Origin of the sequence: Escherichia sp. WS2035, from assembly GCF_046487065.1 — a bacterium.
GTDB lineage: Bacteria > Pseudomonadota > Gammaproteobacteria > Enterobacterales > Enterobacteriaceae > Escherichia > Escherichia coli.
The window spans coordinates 135,298-153,793 of record NZ_JBJQKD010000005.1 but is presented as its reverse complement, the minus strand read 5'-3'; the positions used below and the strand labels follow the sequence as shown (position 1 = coordinate 153,793).

Here is an 18,496-nt window from a genome sequence, read left to right as displayed (position 1 = left end):
AACGATGAAGCAAGGAGGTGCCCCATGCGTCAGTTTTATCAGCACTATTTTACCGCGACAGCGAAGTTGTGCTGGTTGCGTTGGTTAAGCGTCCCACAACGATTAACCATGCTTGAAGAACTGATGCAATGGGAGGGGAGTCATTCTGACTACTGATTTGCGGACATCATGTGTGACTGAGTATTGGTGTTAATCGCCACGCCAGCAGTGATTATCTGCTGGCTTTTTTCTTTTGGCGATTGAGTGCCGGACGGTGTACAAACTAACGCATAAACGCCGGTTGCTTCTCTTCATAAGACGCAATAGCATCGTCGTGCTGCAGAGTCAGGCCGATGCTGTCCAGACCGTTCATCATGCAGTGGCGGCGGAAGGCATCGATGGTAAAGCGATAAGTTTTCTCTCCCGCTTTCACCTCTTGCGCTTCCAGGTCTACATCAAAATGAATCCCCGGATTGGCTTTCACCAGCGCAAACAGCTCATCCACTTCTGCATCGCTTAATTTCACCGGCAGCAGCTGGTTGTTAAAGCTATTGCCGTAGAAGATGTCAGCAAAACTCGGCGCAATCACCACCTTAAAACCGTAATCGGTCAATGCCCACGGCGCGTGCTCACGCGAGGAACCGCAGCCGAAGTTTTCTCGTGCCAGCAAAATGGAAGCGCCCTGATACTGCGGGAAGTTCAGCACGAAGTCCGGGTTTGGCTGTTGGCCTTTTTCATCCAGAAAACGCCAGTCGTTAAACAGATGCGCGCCAAAACCCGTACGGGTCACTTTCTGCAAAAACTGTTTCGGGATGATTGCATCGGTATCGACATTGGCGGCATCCAACGGAACCACCAGGCCTGTGTGTTTGATAAATTTCTCTGCCATGGTGTGCTCCTTATTTAATGTTACGAATGTCGGCGAAATGTCCGGTCACAGCCGCGGCGGCAGCCATTGCCGGGCTGACCAGATGCGTGCGCCCGCCGCGCCCCTGGCGGCCTTCAAAGTTACGGTTGCTGGTGGAGGCGCAACGTTCGCCCGGATTCAGACGGTCGTTATTCATCGCCAGACACATTGAGCAACCTGGCAAGCGCCATTCAAAACCAGCTTCGATAAAAATTTTGTCCAGACCTTCCGCTTCCGCCTGGGCTTTAACCGGACCGGAGCCGGGAACCACCAGCGCTTGTACGCCTGGCGCGACTTTCCGGCCTTTGGCGATTTCCGCTGCCGCGCGTAAATCTTCAATACGCGAGTTAGTACAGGAACCAATAAACACTTTGTCGATAGCCACTTCTGTCAGCGGAATACCCGGTTTCAGCCCCATATAGGCCAGCGCTTTTTCTGCCGACGCGCGTTCAACCGGATCGGCAAACGAAGCCGGATCGGGAATATTGTCGTTCACAGAAATCACCTGGCCTGGATTGGTGCCCCAGGTGACCTGCGGCGAAATCTCTTCTGCTTGCAGAGTGACAACGGTATCGAAAGTTGCTCCTTCGTCGGTTTGCAGGGTTTTCCAGTAGGCAACGGCGTCGTCGAAATCTTTACCTTTCGGCGCATGCAGACGGCCTTTAACATAGTTAAAGGTGGTTTCGTCCGGCGCAACCAGACCGGCTTTTGCGCCCATTTCGATTGCCATATTGCACAGGGTCATACGACCTTCCATGCTTAAATCACGGATTGCTTCGCCGCAAAATTCCACCACATGCCCGGTACCGCCTGCGCTGCCGGTTTTACCAATAATTGCCAGCACGATATCTTTTGCGGTAATGCCCGGCGCGGCTTTGCCCTGGACTTCAATTTTCATGGTCTTCGCCCGGCCCTGTTTCAGGGTTTGCGTTGCCAGTACGTGTTCAACTTCGGAAGTGCCGATACCAAAGGCCAGTGCGCCAAACGCGCCGTGGGTGGCGGTATGTGAGTCGCCGCAGACAATGGTCATCCCCGGCAAGGTCACACCCTGTTCCGGCCCCATTACGTGGACGATCCCCTGATACGGGTGATTCAGGTCATACAGCTCGACGCCAAATTCTTTGCAGTTTTTGATCAGCTCCTGCATCTGGATGCGCGCCATTTCACCGCAGGCATTAATGTCTTTCGTCTGGGTAGAGACGTTGTGATCCATGGTGGCGAAGGTTTTGCCCGGCTGACGTACCGGGCGACCGTGGGCGCGCAGACCATCGAACGCCTGCGGTGAGGTCACTTCATGCACCAGGTGGCGGTCGATATATAACAGCGGGGTTTCGTTTTCGGCTTCGTACACTACGTGAGCGTCGAATAATTTTTCGTATAACGTCTTAGCCATGATTACACCCCTTCTGCCACATAGCGGGCAATGATATCGCCCATTTCATCGGTACTAACGGCGGCAGCGCCACGGGCTAAATCCCCGGTGCGAATGCCTTCTTCTAATGCGCGGTTAATGGCGCGTTCAATGGCGGAAGCCGCATCATCGGCATCCAGGCTGTAACGCAGCAGCAGCGCCAGCGACAGAATTTGTGCAATCGGGTTGGCGATATTTTTACCTGCGATATCGGGTGCCGAGCCGCCCGCCGGTTCATACAGACCAAAACCTTGCTCGTTCAGGCTGGCGGAAGGCAACATCCCCATTGAGCCAGTGATCATTGCGCACTCATCAGACAGAATGTCGCCAAACAGGTTGGAGCACAGCAAGACGTCAAACTGTGATGGATCTTTAATCAGCTGCATGGTGGCGTTGTCGATGTACATATGCGCCAGTTCGACGTCCGGGTATTCCGTGGCGATCTCGTTAACGATCTCCCGCCATAAAATAGAGGATTGCAGCACGTTGGCTTTGTCGATTGAGGTGACTTTGTGGCGACGCTTGCGGGCAGATTCAAATGCGATGCGGGCAATACGCTCGATCTCAAAACGGTGGTACACCTCGGTATCAAACGCTTTTTCATATTGTCCGCTACCTTCGCGGCCTTTTGGCTGACCGAAATAGATGCCGCCGGTCAGTTCGCGCACACACAGGATGTCAAAGCCGTTTGCGGCAATGTCAGCACGCAGCGGACAGAATGCTTCCAGCCCCTGATACAGTTTTGCCGGACGCAGATTGCTGAATAATTTGAAGTGCTTACGCAAAGGCAGCAGTGCGCCGCGTTCTGGTTGCTGGTCTGGCGGCAAATGTTCCCACTTCGGACCACCTACCGAGCCAAACAGCACGGCATCGGCTTGCTCACAACCTTCAACCGTCGCAGGCGGCAGCGGCTGCCCGTGATTATCAATGGCTGCGCCGCCTACATCGTAATGGCTGGTGGTGATACGCATCGCAAATCGGTTGCGCACGGCATCCAGCACTTTCAGCGCCTGGGTCATCACTTCCGGACCAATACCGTCCCCCGGCAATACGGCAATATGGTAATTCTTCGACATCACACGGTTTCCTTGTTGTTTTCGTTGTGTTGAGCTTTGCGTTGCAACTCTTTTTCGACTTCTGCGGCACGCCAGATATTGTTCAGTACGTGCACCATGGCTTTGGCGGAGGACTCGACAATATCGGTGGCCAGGCCGACGCCGTGGAAGCGGCGACCGTTGTAGTTGGCGACAATATCCACCTGACCCAGCGCATCTTTACCGTGACCTTTGGCGGTCAGGCTGTATTTCACCAGTTCGACGTTATAGTCAGTGATGCGGTTTATCGCCTGGTAGACGGCATCAACCGGGCCGTTGCCGTTAGCGGCTTCTGCTTTAACTTCTTCGCCACAGGCCAGTTTGACGGCGGCAGTGGCAATATCGTTAGAACCTGACTGCACGCTGAAGTAATCCAGACGGAAATGCTCCGGCTCTTCTTGCTGCTTATCGATGAAGGCCAGCGCCTCCAGATCGTAATCAAACACCTGGCCTTTTTTGTCCGCCAGCTTCAGGAAAGCGTCGTACAGGTTGTCTAAATTATATTCACTTTCTTTATATCCCATCTCATCCATGCGATGTTTCACCGCCGCACGCCCCGAACGAGAGGTCAGATTCAGCTGGATTTGGTTCAGACCAATAGATTCTGGTGTCATGATTTCGTAGTTTTCGCGGTTTTTCAGTACACCATCCTGGTGGATACCGGAGGAGTGTGCGAATGCGCCGCTGCCAACAATGGCTTTGTTTGCCGGGATCGGCATATTACAAATCTGGCTAACTAACTGGCTGGTGCGCCATATCTCCTGGTGATTGATGGCGGTGTGGACGTTGAGAATATCCTTACGAACTTTGATCGCCATGATGACTTCTTCAAGGGAACAGTTACCGGCACGCTCGCCGATCCCGTTCATTGCGCCTTCTACCTGCCGTGCTCCGGCATGTACCGCCGCCAGTGAGTTGCCGACCGCCAGGCCCAAATCGTCGTGGGTATGTACGGAAATAATGGCTTTGTCGATGTTGGGTACGCGTTCATACAGGCCGCTGATGATTCCGGCGAACTCAAATGGCATGGTGTAGCCCACGGTGTCCGGAATGTTGATGGTGGTGGCACCGGCATTAATCGCCGCTTCGACCACTCGCGCCAGATCGGCAATTGGGGTGCGTCCGGCATCTTCGCAAGAAAATTCAACATCATCGGTGTAATTACGGGCGCGTTTCACCATATAGATAGCGCGTTCGATCACTTCGTCCAGCGTGCTGCGCAGCTTGGTGGCGATGTGCATTGGCGAAGTGGCAATAAAGGTATGAATACGGAAGGCTTCGGCGACTTTCAGGGATTCGGCTGCCACGTCGATATCTTTCTCCACGCAGCGAGCTAACGCGCATACACGGCTGTTTTTAACCTGGCGAGCGATGGTCTGCACTGATTCAAAATCACCCGGCGAAGAGACGGGGAAACCGACTTCCATCACGTCAACACCCATACGCTCAAGGGCCAGCGCAATTTGCAGTTTTTCTTTCACACTCAAGCTTGCCTGTAACGCCTGTTCACCGTCGCGCAATGTGGTATCGAAAATAATGACTTGCTGGCTCATGGTTTGGGTCCTTGTCTCTTTTTGAGCGCCTCGCTTCGGGCATAAAAAAACCCGCGCAATGGCGCGGGTTTTTGTTTGACTGCGTGCTGGCTTAATGCTGGATGCCGCTCACTCGTCTACCGCGCAAAGAAGATGCGTTTAGTAGTAGTAGACCGATAAAGCGAACGATGTGAGTCATTAAATCAGCTCCAGATGAATGCGATATGCTTTTAGAGTTACTGGATACAAAAACGGATGTCAACCCTGAAGCAATAAAAACGTCACGCCATTGTGAGTTCGGCATCCGTAAAATTAGCTAATTGTGCTGCGGTGGTTAAAACAAGCGATATTAATTTCTGCTTAACCGCCGATGCTTTTCATCGGTTGACATATTTCAGAATAATTTTTTGCATCTAATCAACGAGGGAAAGGGGGATAAAATGCACGCGTTACAAAACCTATCCTGATGATTTGTATTGAATTATATGTTTTGCGAATTTTTTGATATTCATTTGGTGAATATTATTGATCAATTAATGTTAAGAATTAATGCATTAAACATATAAATTAATTATTAAAAAGCACATTTAATCCATTTTGTGGATGATTGAGTATTCGTGGTAGTTATGATTAGATTGTTTTCGCAACAAAAAAATTATGGATTATTATGCTGTAGTAAACGACTCTTTGCTCGGCAGTGGATTCTGTTTTTATCAGAACCCGTATCTTTATGTTTTCCTAATTTTACTCATTTTGCTTTTTCTTATTTTATATGCATGATAAATCATATTCTCGAGGATTATTTCTCTGCATTCCAATAAGGGAAAGGGAGTTAAGTGTGACAGTGGAGTTAAGTATGCCAGAGGTACAAACAGATCATCCAGAGACGGCGGAGTTAAGCAAGCCACAGCTACGCATGGTCGATCTCAACTTATTAACCGTTTTCGATGCCGTGATGCAGGAGCAAAACATCACCCGTGCCGCTCATGCTCTGGGAATGTCGCAACCTGCGGTCAGTAACGCTGTTGCACGCCTGAAGGTGATGTTTAATGACGAGCTTTTTGTTCGTTATGGTCGTGGTATTCAACCGACTGCTCGCGCATTTCAACTTTTTGGCTCAGTTCGTCAGGCATTGCAATTAGTACAAAATGAATTACCAGGTTCAGGCTTTGAGCCTGCCAGTAGTGAACGTGTATTTCATCTTTGTGTCTGCAGCCCGTTAGACAGCATTCTGACCTCGCAGATTTATAATCACATTGAGCAGATTGCGCCAAATATACATGTTATGTTCAAGTCTTCATTAAATCAGAACACTGAACATCAGCTGCGTTATCAGGAAACGGAGTTTGTGATTAGTTATGAAGACTTCCATCGTCCTGAATTTACCAGCGTGCCATTATTTAAAGATGAAATGGTGTTGGTAGCCAGCAAAAATCATCCAACAATTAAAGGCCCGTTACTGAAACATGATGTTTATAACGAACAACATGCGGCGGTTTCGCTCGATCGTTTCGCGTCATTTAGTCAAACCTGGTATGACACGGTAGATAAGCAAGCCAGTATCGCGTATCAGGGCATGGCAATGATGAGCGTACTTAGCGTGGTGTCGCAAACGCATCTGGTTGCTATTGCGCCGCGTTGGTTGGCTGAAGAGTTCGCTGAATCCTTAGAGTTACAGGTATTACCGCTGCCGTTAAAACAAAACAGCAGAACCTGTTATCTCTCCTGGCATGAAGCTGCCGGGCGCGATAAAGGCCATCAGTGGATGGAAGAGCAATTAGTCTCAATTTGCAAACGCTAACTGAATGCAGAATAGGTCAGACATCAATGTCTGGTTTATTCTGCATTTTTTATTGAATGTAGAATTTTATTCTGAATATTTGTGCTCTCTATTTTAGGATTAATTAAAAAAATAGAGAAATTGCTGTAAGTTGTAGGATTCAGCCGATTTATTATCAATTTCATCCTCTGTAATGGAGGATTTTATCGTTTCTTTTCACCTTTCCTCCTGTTTATTCTTATTACCCCGTGTTTATGTCTCTGTCTGCCAATTGCTTAAGCAAGATCGGACGGTTAATGTGTTTTACACATTTTTTCCGTCAAACAGTGAGGCAGGCCATGGAGATGTTGTCTGGAGCCGAGATGGTCGTCCGATCGCTTATCGATCAGGGCGTTAAACAAGTATTCGGTTATCCTGGAGGCGCGGTCCTTGATATTTACGATGCATTGCATACCGTGGGTGGTATCGATCATGTTTTAGTTCGCCATGAGCAGGCGGCGGTGCATATGGCCGATGGTCTGGCGCGCGCGACCGGGGAAGTCGGCGTCGTGCTGGTAACGTCGGGTCCAGGGGCGACCAATGCGATTACTGGCATTGCCACCGCTTATATGGATTCCATTCCATTAGTTGTCCTTTCCGGGCAGGTAGCGACTTCGTTGATAGGTTATGATGCCTTTCAGGAGTGCGACATGGTGGGGATTTCTCGCCCGGTGGTTAAACACAGTTTTCTGGTTAAGCAAACGGAAGACATTCCGCAGGTGCTGAAAAAGGCTTTCTGGCTAGCGGCAAGTGGTCGTCCTGGACCCGTGGTCGTTGATTTACCGAAAGATATTCTAAATCCGGCGAACAAATTACCCTATGTCTGGCCGGAGTCGGTCAGTATGCGTTCTTACAATCCCACGACCTCCGGGCATAAAGGGCAAATTAAGCGCGCTCTGCAAACGCTGGTGGCGGCAAAAAAACCGGTTGTCTACGTAGGCGGTGGGGCAATCACGGCGGGCTGCCATCTGCAGTTGAAAGAAGCGGTGGAGGCGTTGAATCTGCCCGTTGTTTCCTCTTTGATGGGGCTGGGGGCGTTTCCGGCAACGCATCGTCAGGCACTGGGCATGTTGGGAATGCACGGTACCTACGAAGCCAATATGACGATGCATAACGCGGATGTGATTTTCGCCGTCGGGGCACGTTTTGATGACCGAACGACGAACAATCTGGCAAAATACTGCCCAAATGCCACTGTTCTGCATATCGATATTGATCCAACCTCAATTTCTAAAACCGTGACTGCTGATATCCCGATTGTGGGGGATGCTCGCCAGGTCCTAGAACAAATGCTTGAACTCCTGTCGCAAGAATCCGCCCATCAACCGCTGGATGAGATCCGCGACTGGTGGCAGCAGATTGAACAGTGGCGCGCTCGTCAGTGCCTGAAATATGACACTCACAGTGAAAAGATTAAACCGCAGGCGGTGATCGAGACTCTTTGGCGGTTGACTAATGGGGACGCTTACGTGACGTCCGATGTCGGGCAGCACCAGATGTTTGCTGCGCTTTATTATCCATTCGACAAACCGCGTCGCTGGATCAACTCTGGCGGCCTCGGCACGATGGGTTTTGGTTTACCTGCGGCACTGGGCGTCAAAATGGCGTTGCCAGAAGAAACCGTGGTTTGCGTCACTGGTGACGGCAGTATTCAGATGAACATCCAGGAACTGTCTACCGCCTTGCAATACGAGTTGCCCGTACTGGTGGTGAATCTCAATAATCGCTATCTGGGGATGGTGAAGCAGTGGCAGGACATGATCTATTCCGGCCGTCATTCACAATCTTATATGCAGTCCTTACCAGACTTCGTCCGTCTGGCGGAAGCCTATGGTCACGTCGGGATCCAGATCTCTCATCCGCAAGAACTGGAAAGCAAACTTAGCGAGGCGCTGGAACAGGTGCGCAATAATCGCCTGGTGTTTGTTGATGTTACCGTCGATGGCAGTGAGCACGTCTACCCGATGCAGATTCGCGGGGGCGGAATGGATGAAATGTGGTTAAGCAAAACGGAGAGAACCTGATTATGCGCCGGATATTATCAGTCTTACTCGAAAATGAATCAGGCGCGTTATCCCGCGTGATTGGCCTTTTTTCCCAGCGTGGCTACAACATTGAAAGCCTGACCGTTGCGCCAACCGACGATCCGACATTATCGCGTATGACCATCCAGACCGTGGGCGATGAAAAAGTGCTTGAGCAAATCGAAAAGCAATTACACAAGCTGGTCGATGTCTTGCGCGTGAGCGAGTTGGGGCAGGGCGCGCACGTTGAGCGGGAAATCATGCTGGTGAAAATTCAGGCCAGCGGTTACGGGCGTGACGAAGTGAAACGTAATACGGAAATATTCCGTGGGCAAATTATCGATGTCACACCCTCGCTTTATACCGTTCAATTAGCAGGCACCAGCGATAAGCTTGATGCATTTTTAGCATCGATTCGCGATGTGGCGAAAATTGTGGAAGTTGCTCGCTCTGGTGTGGTCGGACTTTCGCGCGGCGATAAAATAATGCGTTGAGAATGATCTCAATGCGCAATTTGCAGCCCAACATGTCACGTTGGGCTTTTTTTGCGAAATCAGTGGGAACCTGGAATAAAAGCAGTTGCCGCAGTTAATTTTCTGCGCTTAGATGTTAATGAATTTAACCCATACCAGTACAATGGCTATGGTTTTTACATTTTACGCAAGGGGCAATTGTGAAACTGGATGAAATCGCTCGGCTGGCGGGAGTGTCGCGGACCACTGCAAGCTATGTTATTAACGGCAAAGCGAAGCAATACCGTGTGAGCGACAAAACCGTTGAAAAAGTCATGGCTGTGGTGCGTGAGCACAATTACCACCCGAACGCCGTGGCAGCTGGGCTTCGTGCTGGACGCACACGTTCTATTGGTCTTGTGATCCCCGATCTGGAGAACACCAGCTATACCCGCATCGCTAACTATCTTGAACGCCAGGCGCGGCAACGGGGTTATCAACTGCTGATTGCCTGCTCGGAAGATCAGCCCGACAACGAAATGCGCTGTATTGAGCACCTTTTACAGCGTCAGGTTGATGCCATTATTGTTTCGACGTCGTTGCCACCTGAGCATCCTTTTTATCAACGCTGGGCTAACGACCCGTTCCCGATTGTCGCGCTGGACCGCGCCCTCGATCGTGAACACTTCACCAGCGTGGTTGGTGCCGATCAGGATGATGCCGAAATGCTGGCGGAAGAGTTACGTAAGTTTCCCGCCGAGACGGTGCTTTATCTTGGCGCGCTGCCGGAGCTTTCTGTCAGCTTCCTGCGTGAACAAGGCTTCCGTACTGCCTGGAAAGATGATCCGCGCGAAGTGCATTTCCTTTATGCCAACAGCTATGAGCGGGAGGCAGCTGCCCAGTTATTCGAAAAATGGCTGGAAACGCATCCGATGCCGCAGGCGCTGTTCACAACGTCGTTTGCGTTGTTGCAAGGGGTGATGGATGTCACGCTACGTCGCGACGGCAAACTGCCTTCTGACCTGGCAATTGCCACCTTTGGCGATAACGAACTGCTCGACTTCTTACAGTGCCCGGTGCTGGCAGTGGCTCAACGTCACCGCGATGTCGCAGAACGTGTGCTGGAGATTGTCCTGGCGAGCCTGGACGAACCGCGTAAGCCAAAACCTGGTTTAACGCGCATTAAACGTAATCTCTATCGCCGCGGCGTGCTCAGCCGTAGCTAAACCGCGAACAAAAGTACGCGCCAGGTGAATTTCTCTCTGGCGCGTTGAGTACGGGAATGGACATCAATATCCTTAAAGTAAATAAGACTATTCCTGGCTATTATTGATAAATGCTTTTAAACCCGCCCGTTAATTAACTCACCTGCTGAAATGCACAATAATTAAATGATATTGACAGCGCGTTTTTGCATTATTTTGTTACATGCAGAGATGAATTGCCGATTTAACAAACACTTTTCTTTGTTTTTGCGCAAACCTGCTGGCATCAAGCGCCACACAGACGCAACAGGGACTGTTAACCAGAGAAGATATGTCCTAAAATGCCGCTCGCGTCGCAAACTGACACTTTATATTTGCTGTGGAAAATAGTGAGTCATTTTAAAACGGTGATGACGATGAGGGATTTTTTCTTACAGCTATTCATAACGTTAATTTGCTTCGCACGTTGGACGTAAAATAAACAACGCTGATATTAGCCGTAAACATCGGGTTTTTTACCTCGGTATGCCTTGTGACTGGCTTGACAAGCTTTTCCTCCGCTCCGTAAACTCCTTTTAGTGGGAAATTGTGGGGCAAAGTGGGAATAAGGGGTGAGGCTGGCATGTTCCGGGGAGCAACGTTAGTCAATCTCGACAGCAAAGGGCGCTTATCAGTGCCTACCCGTTATCGGGAACAGCTGCTTGAGAACGCTGCCGGTCAAATGGTTTGCACCATTGACATTCATCACCCGTGCCTGCTGCTTTACCCCCTGCCTGAATGGGAAATTATCGAGCAAAAATTATCGCGTCTGTCGAGCATGAACCCGGTTGAGCGCCGTGTGCAGCGCCTACTGTTAGGTCATGCCAGCGAATGTCAGATGGATGGCGCAGGTCGATTGTTAATCGCGCCAGTACTGCGGCAACATGCCGGGCTGACAAAAGAAGTGATGCTGGTTGGACAGTTCAACAAGTTTGAGCTGTGGGATGAAACAACCTGGCATCAACAGGTCAAGGAAGATATCGACGCAGAGCAGTTGGCTACCGGAGACTTATCGGAGCGACTGCAGGACTTGTCTCTATAAAATGATGGAAAACTATAAACATACTACGGTGCTGCTGGATGAAGCCGTTAATGGCCTCAATATCCGTCCTGATGGCATCTACATTGATGGGACTTTTGGTCGCGGTGGTCACTCACGTCTGATCCTCTCGCAGCTTGGCGAAGAGGGGCGTTTGCTGGCGATCGATCGCGACCCGCAGGCTATCGCCGTTGCGAAGACTATTGATGATCCGCGCTTCTCCATCATCCACGGACCTTTCTCTGCGCTGGGCGAATATGTTGCCGAGCGCGATCTTATCGGCAAGATCGACGGCATTCTCCTCGATCTTGGCGTCTCTTCACCGCAACTTGATGATGCTGAACGCGGCTTTTCCTTTATGCGCGATGGTCCGCTGGACATGCGTATGGACCCAACCCGTGGGCAGTCAGCCGCTGAATGGCTACAAACCGCAGAAGAAGCCGATATCGCCTGGGTATTGAAAACCTATGGTGAAGAGCGTTTTGCCAAACGCATTGCTCGCGCCATTGTCGAGCGTAACCGCGAACAGCCGATGACCCGCACCAAAGAACTGGCGGAAGTCGTGGCTGCCGCAACGCCGGTGAAAGATAAGTTTAAACATCCCGCGACCCGTACCTTCCAGGCGGTGCGCATTTGGGTAAACAGTGAACTGGAGGAGATAGAGCAGGCGCTAAAAAGCTCGCTCAATGTGCTGGCCCCGGGGGGGCGGCTTTCGATCATCAGCTTCCACTCACTTGAAGACCGCATTGTGAAACGTTTTATGCGTGAAAACAGCCGCGGTCCGCAAGTTCCGGCAGGGTTACCGATGACAGAAGAGCAGCTCAAAAAACTGGGGGGGCGTCAGTTGCGAGCACTAGGTAAGTTGATGCCGGGCGAAGAAGAGGTGGCTGAGAACCCTCGTGCCCGTAGTTCAGTTCTGCGTATTGCAGAGAGGACGAACGCATGATCAGCAGAGTGACAGAAGCTCTAAGCAAAGTTAAAGGATCGATGGGAAGCCACGAGCGCCATGCCTTGCCTGGCGTTATCGGTGACGATCTTTTGCGATTTGGGAAGCTGCCACTCTGCCTGTTCATTTGCATTATTTTGACGGCGGTGACCGTGGTAACCACGGCGCACCATACCCGTTTACTGACCGCTCAGCGCGAACAACTGGTGCTGGAGCGAGATGCTTTAGACATTGAATGGCGCAACCTGATCCTTGAAGAGAATGCGCTCGGCGACCATAGCCGGGTGGAAAGGATAGCCACGGAAAAGCTGCAAATGCAGCATGTTGATCCGTCACAAGAAAATATCGTAGTGCAAAAATAAGGATAAACGCGACGCATGAAAGCAGCGGCGAAAACGCAGAAACCAAAACGTCAGGAAGAACATGCCAACTTTATCAGTTGGCGTTTTGCGTTGTTATGCGGCTGTATTCTCCTGGCGCTGGCTTTTCTGCTCGGACGCGTAGCGTGGTTACAAGTTATCTCCCCGGATATGCTGGTGAAAGAGGGCGACATGCGTTCTCTTCGCGTTCAGCAAGTTTCCACCTCCCGCGGCATGATTACTGACCGTTCTGGTCGCCCGTTAGCGGTGAGTGTGCCAGTAAAAGCGATTTGGGCTGACCCGAAAGAAGTGCATGACGCTGGCGGTATCAGCGTCGGTGACCGCTGGAAGGCGCTGGCTAACGCGCTCAATATTCCGCTGGATCAGCTCTCAGCCCGCATTAACGCCAACCCGAAAGGGCGCTTTATTTATCTGGCGCGTCAGGTAAACCCTGACATGGCGGACTACATCAAAAAACTGAAACTGCCGGGAATTCATCTGCGTGAAGAATCTCGCCGTTATTATCCATCCGGCGAAGTGACTGCTCACCTCATCGGCTTTACTAACGTCGATAGCCAAGGGATTGAGGGGGTCGAGAAGAGTTTCGATAAATGGCTTACCGGGCAGCCGGGTGAGCGCATTGTGCGTAAAGACCGCTATGGTCGCGTAATTGAAGATATTTCTTCTACTGACAGCCAGGCAGCGCACAACCTGACGCTGAGTATTGATGAACGCCTGCAGGCGCTGGTTTATCGCGAACTGAACAACGCAGTGGCCTTTAACAAGGCTGAATCTGGTAGCGCCGTGCTGGTGGATGTCAACACCGGTGAAGTGCTGGCGATGGCTAACAGCCCGTCATACAACCCAAATAATCTGAGCGGCACGCCGAAAGAAGCGATGCGTAACCGTACCATCACCGACGTGTTTGAACCGGGCTCAACGGTTAAACCGATGGTGGTGATGACCGCGTTGCAACGTGGCGTGGTGCGGGAAAACTCGGTACTCAATACCGTTCCTTATCGAATTAACGGCCACGAAATCAAAGACGTGGCACGCTACAGCGAATTAACCCTGACCGGGGTATTACAGAAGTCGAGTAACGTCGGTGTTTCCAAACTGGCGTTAGCGATGCCGTCCTCAGCGTTAGTAGATACTTACTCACGTTTTGGGCTGGGAAAAGCGACCAATTTGGGGTTGGTCGGAGAACGCAGTGGCTTATATCCTCAAAAACAACGGTGGTCTGACATAGAGAGGGCCACCTTCTCTTTCGGCTACGGGCTAATGGTAACACCGTTACAGTTAGCGCGAGTCTACGCAACTATCGGCAGCTACGGCATTTATCGCCCACTGTCGATTACCAAAGTTGACCCCCCGGTTCCCGGTGAACGTGTCTTCCCGGAATCCATTGTTCGCACCGTGGTGCATATGATGGAAAGCGTGGCGCTACCGGGCGGCGGCGGCGTGAAGGCGGCGATTAAAGGCTATCGTATCGCCATTAAAACCGGTACCGCGAAAAAGGTCGGGCCGGATGGTCGCTACATCAATAAATATATTGCTTATACCGCAGGCGTTGCGCCTGCGAGTCAGCCGCGCTTCGCGCTGGTTGTTGTTATCAACGATCCGCAGGCGGGTAAATACTACGGCGGCGCCGTTTCCGCGCCGGTCTTTGGTGCCATCATGGGCGGCGTATTGCGTACCATGAACATCGAGCCGGATGCGCTGACAACAGGCGATAAAAATGAATTTGTGATTAATCAAGGCGAGGGTACAGGTGGCAGATCGTAATTTGCGCGACCTTCTTGCTCCGTGGGTGCCAGACGCACCTTCGCGAGCACTGCGAGAGATGACACTCGACAGCCGTGTGGCTGCGGCGGGCGATCTCTTTGTAGCTGTAGTAGGTCATCAGGCGGACGGGCGTCGATATATCCCGCAGGCGATAGCGCAAGGTGTGGCTGCCATTATTGCAGAGGCGAAAGATGAGGCGACCGACGGTGAAATCCGTGAAATGCACGGCGTACCGGTCATCTATCTCAGCCAGCTCAACGAGCGTTTATCTGCACTGGCGGGCCGCTTTTACCATGAACCCTCTGACAATTTACGTCTCGTGGGCGTAACGGGCACCAACGGCAAAACCACGACTACCCAGCTGTTGGCGCAGTGGAGTCAACTGCTTGGCGAAACCAGCGCGGTAATGGGCACCGTTGGTAACGGCCTGCTGGGGAAAGTGATCCCGACAGAAAATACAACCGGTTCGGCAGTCGATGTTCAGCATGAGCTGGCGGGGCTGGTGGATCAGGGCGCGACTTTTTGCGCAATGGAAGTTTCATCCCACGGGCTGGTTCAACACCGTGTGGCGGCATTGAAATTTGCGGCGTCGGTCTTTACCAACTTAAGCCGCGATCACCTTGATTATCATGGTGATATGGAACACTACGAAGCCGCGAAATGGCTGCTTTATTCTGCACATCATTGCGGTCAGGCGATTATTAACGCCGACGATGAAGTGGGCCGCCGCTGGCTGGCAAAACTGCCGGACGCGGTTGCGGTATCAATGGAAGATCATATCAATCCGAACTGTCACGGACGCTGGTTGAAAGCGACCGACGTGAACTATCACGACAGCGGTGCGACCATTTGCTTTAGCTCGAGTTGGGGCGATGGGGAAATTGAAAGTCGCCTGATGGGCGCATTCAACGTCAGCAACCTGCTGCTGGCGCTGGCGACACTGCTGGCACTCGGCTATCCGCTGGCTGATTTGCTGAAAACCGCCGCGCGTCTGCAACCGGTTTGCGGACGTATGGAAGTGTTCACTGCACCAGGCAAACCGACGGTGGTGGTGGATTACGCGCATACGCCGGATGCACTGGAAAAAGCCTTACAGGCGGCGCGCCTGCACTGTGCGGGCAAGCTGTGGTGCGTCTTTGGCTGCGGTGGCGATCGTGATAAAGGCAAACGTCCACTGATGGGCGCAATTGCTGAAGAGTTTGCTGACGTGGTGGTGGTGACGGACGATAACCCGCGTACCGAAGAGCCTCGTGCCATCATCAACGATATTCTGGCGGGAATGTTAGATGCCGGATATGCCAAAGTGATGGAAGGCCGTGCTGAAGCGGTGACTTGCGCCGTTATGCAGGCTAAAGAGAATGATGTGGTACTGGTCGCGGGCAAAGGCCATGAGGACTACCAGATTGTTGGCAATCAGCGTCTGGACTACTCCGATCGCGTCACGGTGGCGCGTCTGCTGGGGGTGATTGCATGATTAGCGTAACCCTTAGCCAACTTACCGATATTCTCAACGGTGAACTGCAAGGTGCAGATATTACCCTTGATGCTGTAACCACTGACACGCGAAAACTGACGCCGGGCTGCCTGTTTGTTGCCCTGAAAGGCGAACGTTTCGATGCTCATGATTTTGCCGACCAGGCGAAAGCTGGCGGCGCAGGCGCACTACTGGTTAGCCGTCCGCTGGATATTGATCTGCCGCAGTTAATCGTCAAGGATACGCGTCTGGCGTTTGGTGAACTGGCTGCATGGGTTCGCCAGCAAGTTCCGGCGCGCGTGGTTGCTCTGACAGGTTCCTCCGGCAAAACCTCCGTTAAAGAGATGACGGCGGCAATTTTAAGCCAGTGCGGCAACACACTTTATACGGCAGGCAATCTCAATAACGACATCGGTGTACCGATGACGCTGTTGCGCTTAACGCCGGAATACGATTACGCAGTTATTGAACTTGGCGCGAACCATCAGGGTGAAATTGCCTGGACTGTGAGTCTGACTCGCCCGGAAGCGGCGCTGGTCAACAACCTGGCAGCGGCGCATCTGGAAGGTTTTGGCTCGCTTGCGGGTGTCGCGAAAGCGAAAGGTGAAATCTTTAGCGGCCTGCCGGAAAACGGTATCGCCATTATGAACGCCGACAACAACGACTGGTTGAACTGGCAGAGCGTAATTGGCTCACGCAAAGTGTGGCGTTTCTCACCTAATGCCGCCAACAGCGATTTCACCGCCACCAATATCCATGTAACCTCGCACGGTACGGAATTTACCCTGCAAACCCCTACAGGTAGCGTCGATGTTCTGCTGCCGTTGCCGGGGCGTCACAATATTGCGAATGCGCTGGCAGCCGCTGCGCTCTCCATGTCTGTGGGCGCAACGCTTGATGCTATCAAAGCGGGGCTGGTAAATCTGAAAGCTGTTCCAGGCCGTCTGTTCCCCATAAAACTGGCAGAAAACCAGTTGCTGCTCGACGACTCCTACAACGCCAATGTCGGTTCAATGACCGCCGCTGTTCAGGTTCTGGCTGAAATGCCGGGCTACCGCGTGCTGGTGGTGGGCGATATGGCGGAACTGGGCGCTGAAAGCGAAGCCTGCCATGTACAGGTGGGCGAAGCGGCAAAAGCTGCTGGTATTGACTGCGTGTTAAGTGTGGGTAAACAAAGCCATGCTATCAGCACCGCCAGCGGCGTTGGCGAACATTTTTCCGATAAAACTGCGCTTATCGCGCGTCTTAAATCACTGATTGCTGAGCAACAGGTAATTACGATTTTAGTTAAGGGTTCACGTAGTGCTGCCATGGAAGAGGTAGTACGCGCTTTACAGGAGAATGGGACATGTTAGTTTGGCTGGCCGAACATTTGGTCAAATATTATTCCGGCTTTAACGTCTTTTCCTATCTGACGTTTCGCGCCATCGTCAGCCTGCTGACCGCGCTGTTCATCTCATTGTGGATGGGCCCGCGTATGATTGCTCATTTGCAAAAACTTTCCTTTGGTCAGGTGGTGCGTAACGACGGTCCTGAATCACACTTCAGCAAGCGCGGTACACCGACCATGGGCGGGATAATGATCCTGACGGCGATTGTGATCTCCGTGCTGCTGTGGGCTTACCCGTCCAATCCGTACGTCTGGTGCGTACTGGTGGTGCTGGTAGGTTACGGTGTTATTGGCTTTGTTGATGATTATCGCAAAGTGGTGCGTAAAGACACCAAGGGCCTGATTGCCCGTTGGAAGTATTTCTGGATGTCGGTCATTGCACTGGGTGTTGCCTTCGCGCTGTACCTTGCCGGCAAAGACACGCCCGCAACGCAGTTGGTGGTTCCGTTCTTTAAAGATGTGATGCCGCAACTGGGGCTGTTCTACATTCTGCTGGCTTACTTTGTCATTGTGGGTACTGGCAACGCGGTAAACCTGACCGATGGTCTCGACGGTCTGGCAATTATGCCGACCGTATTTGTCGCCGGTGGTTTTGCGCTGGTGGCGTGGGCGACCGGCAACATGAACTTTGCCAGCTATTTACACATACCGTATCTACGACACGCCGGGGAACTGGTCATTGTCTGTACCGCGATAGTCGGGGCAGGGCTGGGCTTCCTGTGGTTTAACACCTATCCGGCGCAGGTCTTTATGGGCGATGTAGGTTCGCTGGCGTTAGGTGGTGCGTTAGGTATTATCGCCGTACTGCTGCGTCAGGAATTCCTGCTGGTGATTATGGGGGGCGTGTTCGTGGTAGAAACGCTTTCCGTCATCCTGCAGGTCGGCTCCTTTAAACTGCGCGGACAACGTATTTTCCGCATGGCACCGATTCATCACCACTATGAACTGAAAGGCTGGCCGGAACCGCGCGTCATTGTGCGTTTCTGGATTATTTCGCTGATGCTGGTCCTGATTGGTCTGGCAACGCTGAAGGTACGTTAA

Annotated in this window: 18 protein-coding genes and 1 pseudogene; 13 read left to right on the top strand and 6 right to left on the bottom strand. The window is 51.9% G+C overall.

Translation table 11 applies throughout. The features are described from left to right. Nucleotides 1-24: 24 nt before the first annotated feature. Nucleotides 25-156 (top strand): glucose uptake inhibitor SgrT, encoded by a 132-nt coding sequence (sgrT, locus tag ACJHX4_RS11085; RefSeq protein WP_001248768.1) that lies wholly within the window; start codon nt 25-27, stop codon nt 154-156. A gap of 106 nt (nt 157-262) precedes the next feature. On the opposite strand, the gene leuD is transcribed toward sgrT, so the two are convergent. The 5 genes from leuD to leuL all read right to left on the bottom strand — a co-directional run bounded on the left by leuD (nt 263) and on the right by leuL (nt 5,122). After that, a complete protein-coding gene (leuD, locus tag ACJHX4_RS11080) occupies nt 263-868 on the bottom strand; it encodes a 3-isopropylmalate dehydratase small subunit (RefSeq protein WP_000818231.1) in 606 nt (201 codons plus the stop codon). Nucleotides 869-878: 10 nt separating this feature from the next. Continuing rightward, nucleotides 879-2,279 carry a 3-isopropylmalate dehydratase large subunit gene (leuC, locus tag ACJHX4_RS11075; RefSeq protein WP_001140652.1) on the bottom strand — a complete coding sequence of 467 codons (1,401 nt, stop codon included), beginning with the start codon at nt 2,277-2,279 and terminating at the stop codon, nt 879-881. A 2-nt stretch (nt 2,280-2,281) separates the two neighbouring features. Continuing rightward, complete coding sequence (leuB, locus tag ACJHX4_RS11070; protein WP_000042356.1) at nt 2,282-3,373, bottom strand: 3-isopropylmalate dehydrogenase; 1,092 nt, start codon at nt 3,371-3,373, stop codon at nt 2,282-2,284. Continuing rightward, a complete protein-coding gene (leuA, locus tag ACJHX4_RS11065) occupies nt 3,373-4,944 on the bottom strand; it encodes a 2-isopropylmalate synthase (protein WP_000082839.1) in 1,572 nt (523 codons plus the stop codon). Before leuA ends, leuB begins: the two co-directional genes overlap by 1 nt. A 91-nt stretch (nt 4,945-5,035) precedes the next feature. Then, the gene (gene leuL, locus ACJHX4_RS11060; RefSeq protein WP_001300467.1) at nt 5,036-5,122 is read right to left on the bottom strand and encodes a leu operon leader peptide; all 87 of its coding nucleotides are present in this window, start codon (nt 5,120-5,122) and stop codon (nt 5,036-5,038) included. A gap of 657 nt (nt 5,123-5,779) precedes the next feature. Here leuL and leuO point away from each other — a divergent pair. After that, nucleotides 5,780-6,724 (top strand): transcriptional regulator LeuO, encoded by a 945-nt coding sequence (gene leuO / locus ACJHX4_RS11055; RefSeq protein WP_001295767.1) that lies wholly within the window; start codon nt 5,780-5,782, stop codon nt 6,722-6,724. Between the two features lie 160 nt (nt 6,725-6,884). On the opposite strand, the pseudogene ACJHX4_RS11050 reads toward leuO, so the two are convergent. Next, nucleotides 6,885-6,923 (bottom strand): annotated as a pseudogene (locus ACJHX4_RS11050) (hypothetical protein). A 118-nt stretch (nt 6,924-7,041) separates the two neighbouring features. Here ACJHX4_RS11050 and ilvI point away from each other — a divergent pair. The 11 genes from ilvI (at nt 7,042) to mraY (ending at nt 18,496) form a co-directional block, all read left to right on the top strand. Beyond that, nucleotides 7,042-8,766 carry an acetolactate synthase 3 large subunit gene (gene ilvI, locus ACJHX4_RS11045; RefSeq protein WP_000425639.1) on the top strand — a complete coding sequence of 575 codons (1,725 nt, stop codon included), beginning with the start codon at nt 7,042-7,044 and terminating at the stop codon, nt 8,764-8,766. 2 nt (nt 8,767-8,768) lie between these two features. Further along, nucleotides 8,769-9,260 (top strand): acetolactate synthase small subunit, encoded by a 492-nt coding sequence (gene ilvN, locus ACJHX4_RS11040; protein WP_001252744.1) that lies wholly within the window; start codon nt 8,769-8,771, stop codon nt 9,258-9,260. An 11-nt stretch (nt 9,261-9,271) separates the two neighbouring features. Beyond that, complete coding sequence (locus tag ACJHX4_RS11035; RefSeq protein WP_001303787.1) at nt 9,272-9,358, top strand: fruR/shl operon leader peptide; 87 nt, start codon at nt 9,272-9,274, stop codon at nt 9,356-9,358. An 81-nt stretch (nt 9,359-9,439) separates the two neighbouring features. Then, nucleotides 9,440-10,444 carry a catabolite repressor/activator gene (gene cra, locus ACJHX4_RS11030; RefSeq protein ID WP_000762401.1) on the top strand — a complete coding sequence of 335 codons (1,005 nt, stop codon included), beginning with the start codon at nt 9,440-9,442 and terminating at the stop codon, nt 10,442-10,444. Between the two features lie 601 nt (nt 10,445-11,045). After that, complete coding sequence (mraZ, locus tag ACJHX4_RS11025) at nt 11,046-11,504, top strand: division/cell wall cluster transcriptional repressor MraZ (protein WP_001295770.1); 459 nt, start codon at nt 11,046-11,048, stop codon at nt 11,502-11,504. Nucleotide 11,505: 1 nt separating this feature from the next. Then, complete coding sequence (gene rsmH / locus ACJHX4_RS11020; RefSeq protein ID WP_000970479.1) at nt 11,506-12,447, top strand: 16S rRNA (cytosine(1402)-N(4))-methyltransferase RsmH; 942 nt, start codon at nt 11,506-11,508, stop codon at nt 12,445-12,447. After that, entirely contained in the window at nt 12,444-12,809 is a 366-nt protein-coding gene (gene ftsL, locus ACJHX4_RS11015) for a cell division protein FtsL (protein WP_000625658.1), read from the top strand. Before rsmH ends, ftsL begins: the two co-directional genes overlap by 4 nt. 15 nt (nt 12,810-12,824) lie before the next feature. Next, complete coding sequence (gene ftsI, locus ACJHX4_RS11010; protein WP_000642208.1) at nt 12,825-14,591, top strand: peptidoglycan glycosyltransferase FtsI; 1,767 nt, start codon at nt 12,825-12,827, stop codon at nt 14,589-14,591. After that, on the top strand, nt 14,578-16,065 hold the full coding sequence (gene murE / locus ACJHX4_RS11005; RefSeq protein ID WP_000775098.1) for a UDP-N-acetylmuramoyl-L-alanyl-D-glutamate--2,6-diaminopimelate ligase: 1,488 nt from the start codon (nt 14,578-14,580) through the stop codon (nt 16,063-16,065). The genes ftsI and murE overlap by 14 nt, the downstream gene beginning before the upstream one ends. After that, nucleotides 16,062-17,420 (top strand): UDP-N-acetylmuramoyl-tripeptide--D-alanyl-D-alanine ligase, encoded by a 1,359-nt coding sequence (murF, locus tag ACJHX4_RS11000; protein WP_000626694.1) that lies wholly within the window; start codon nt 16,062-16,064, stop codon nt 17,418-17,420. Before murE ends, murF begins: the two co-directional genes overlap by 4 nt. Continuing rightward, complete coding sequence (gene mraY / locus ACJHX4_RS10995) at nt 17,414-18,496, top strand: phospho-N-acetylmuramoyl-pentapeptide-transferase (protein WP_000964131.1); 1,083 nt, start codon at nt 17,414-17,416, stop codon at nt 18,494-18,496. Before murF ends, mraY begins: the two co-directional genes overlap by 7 nt.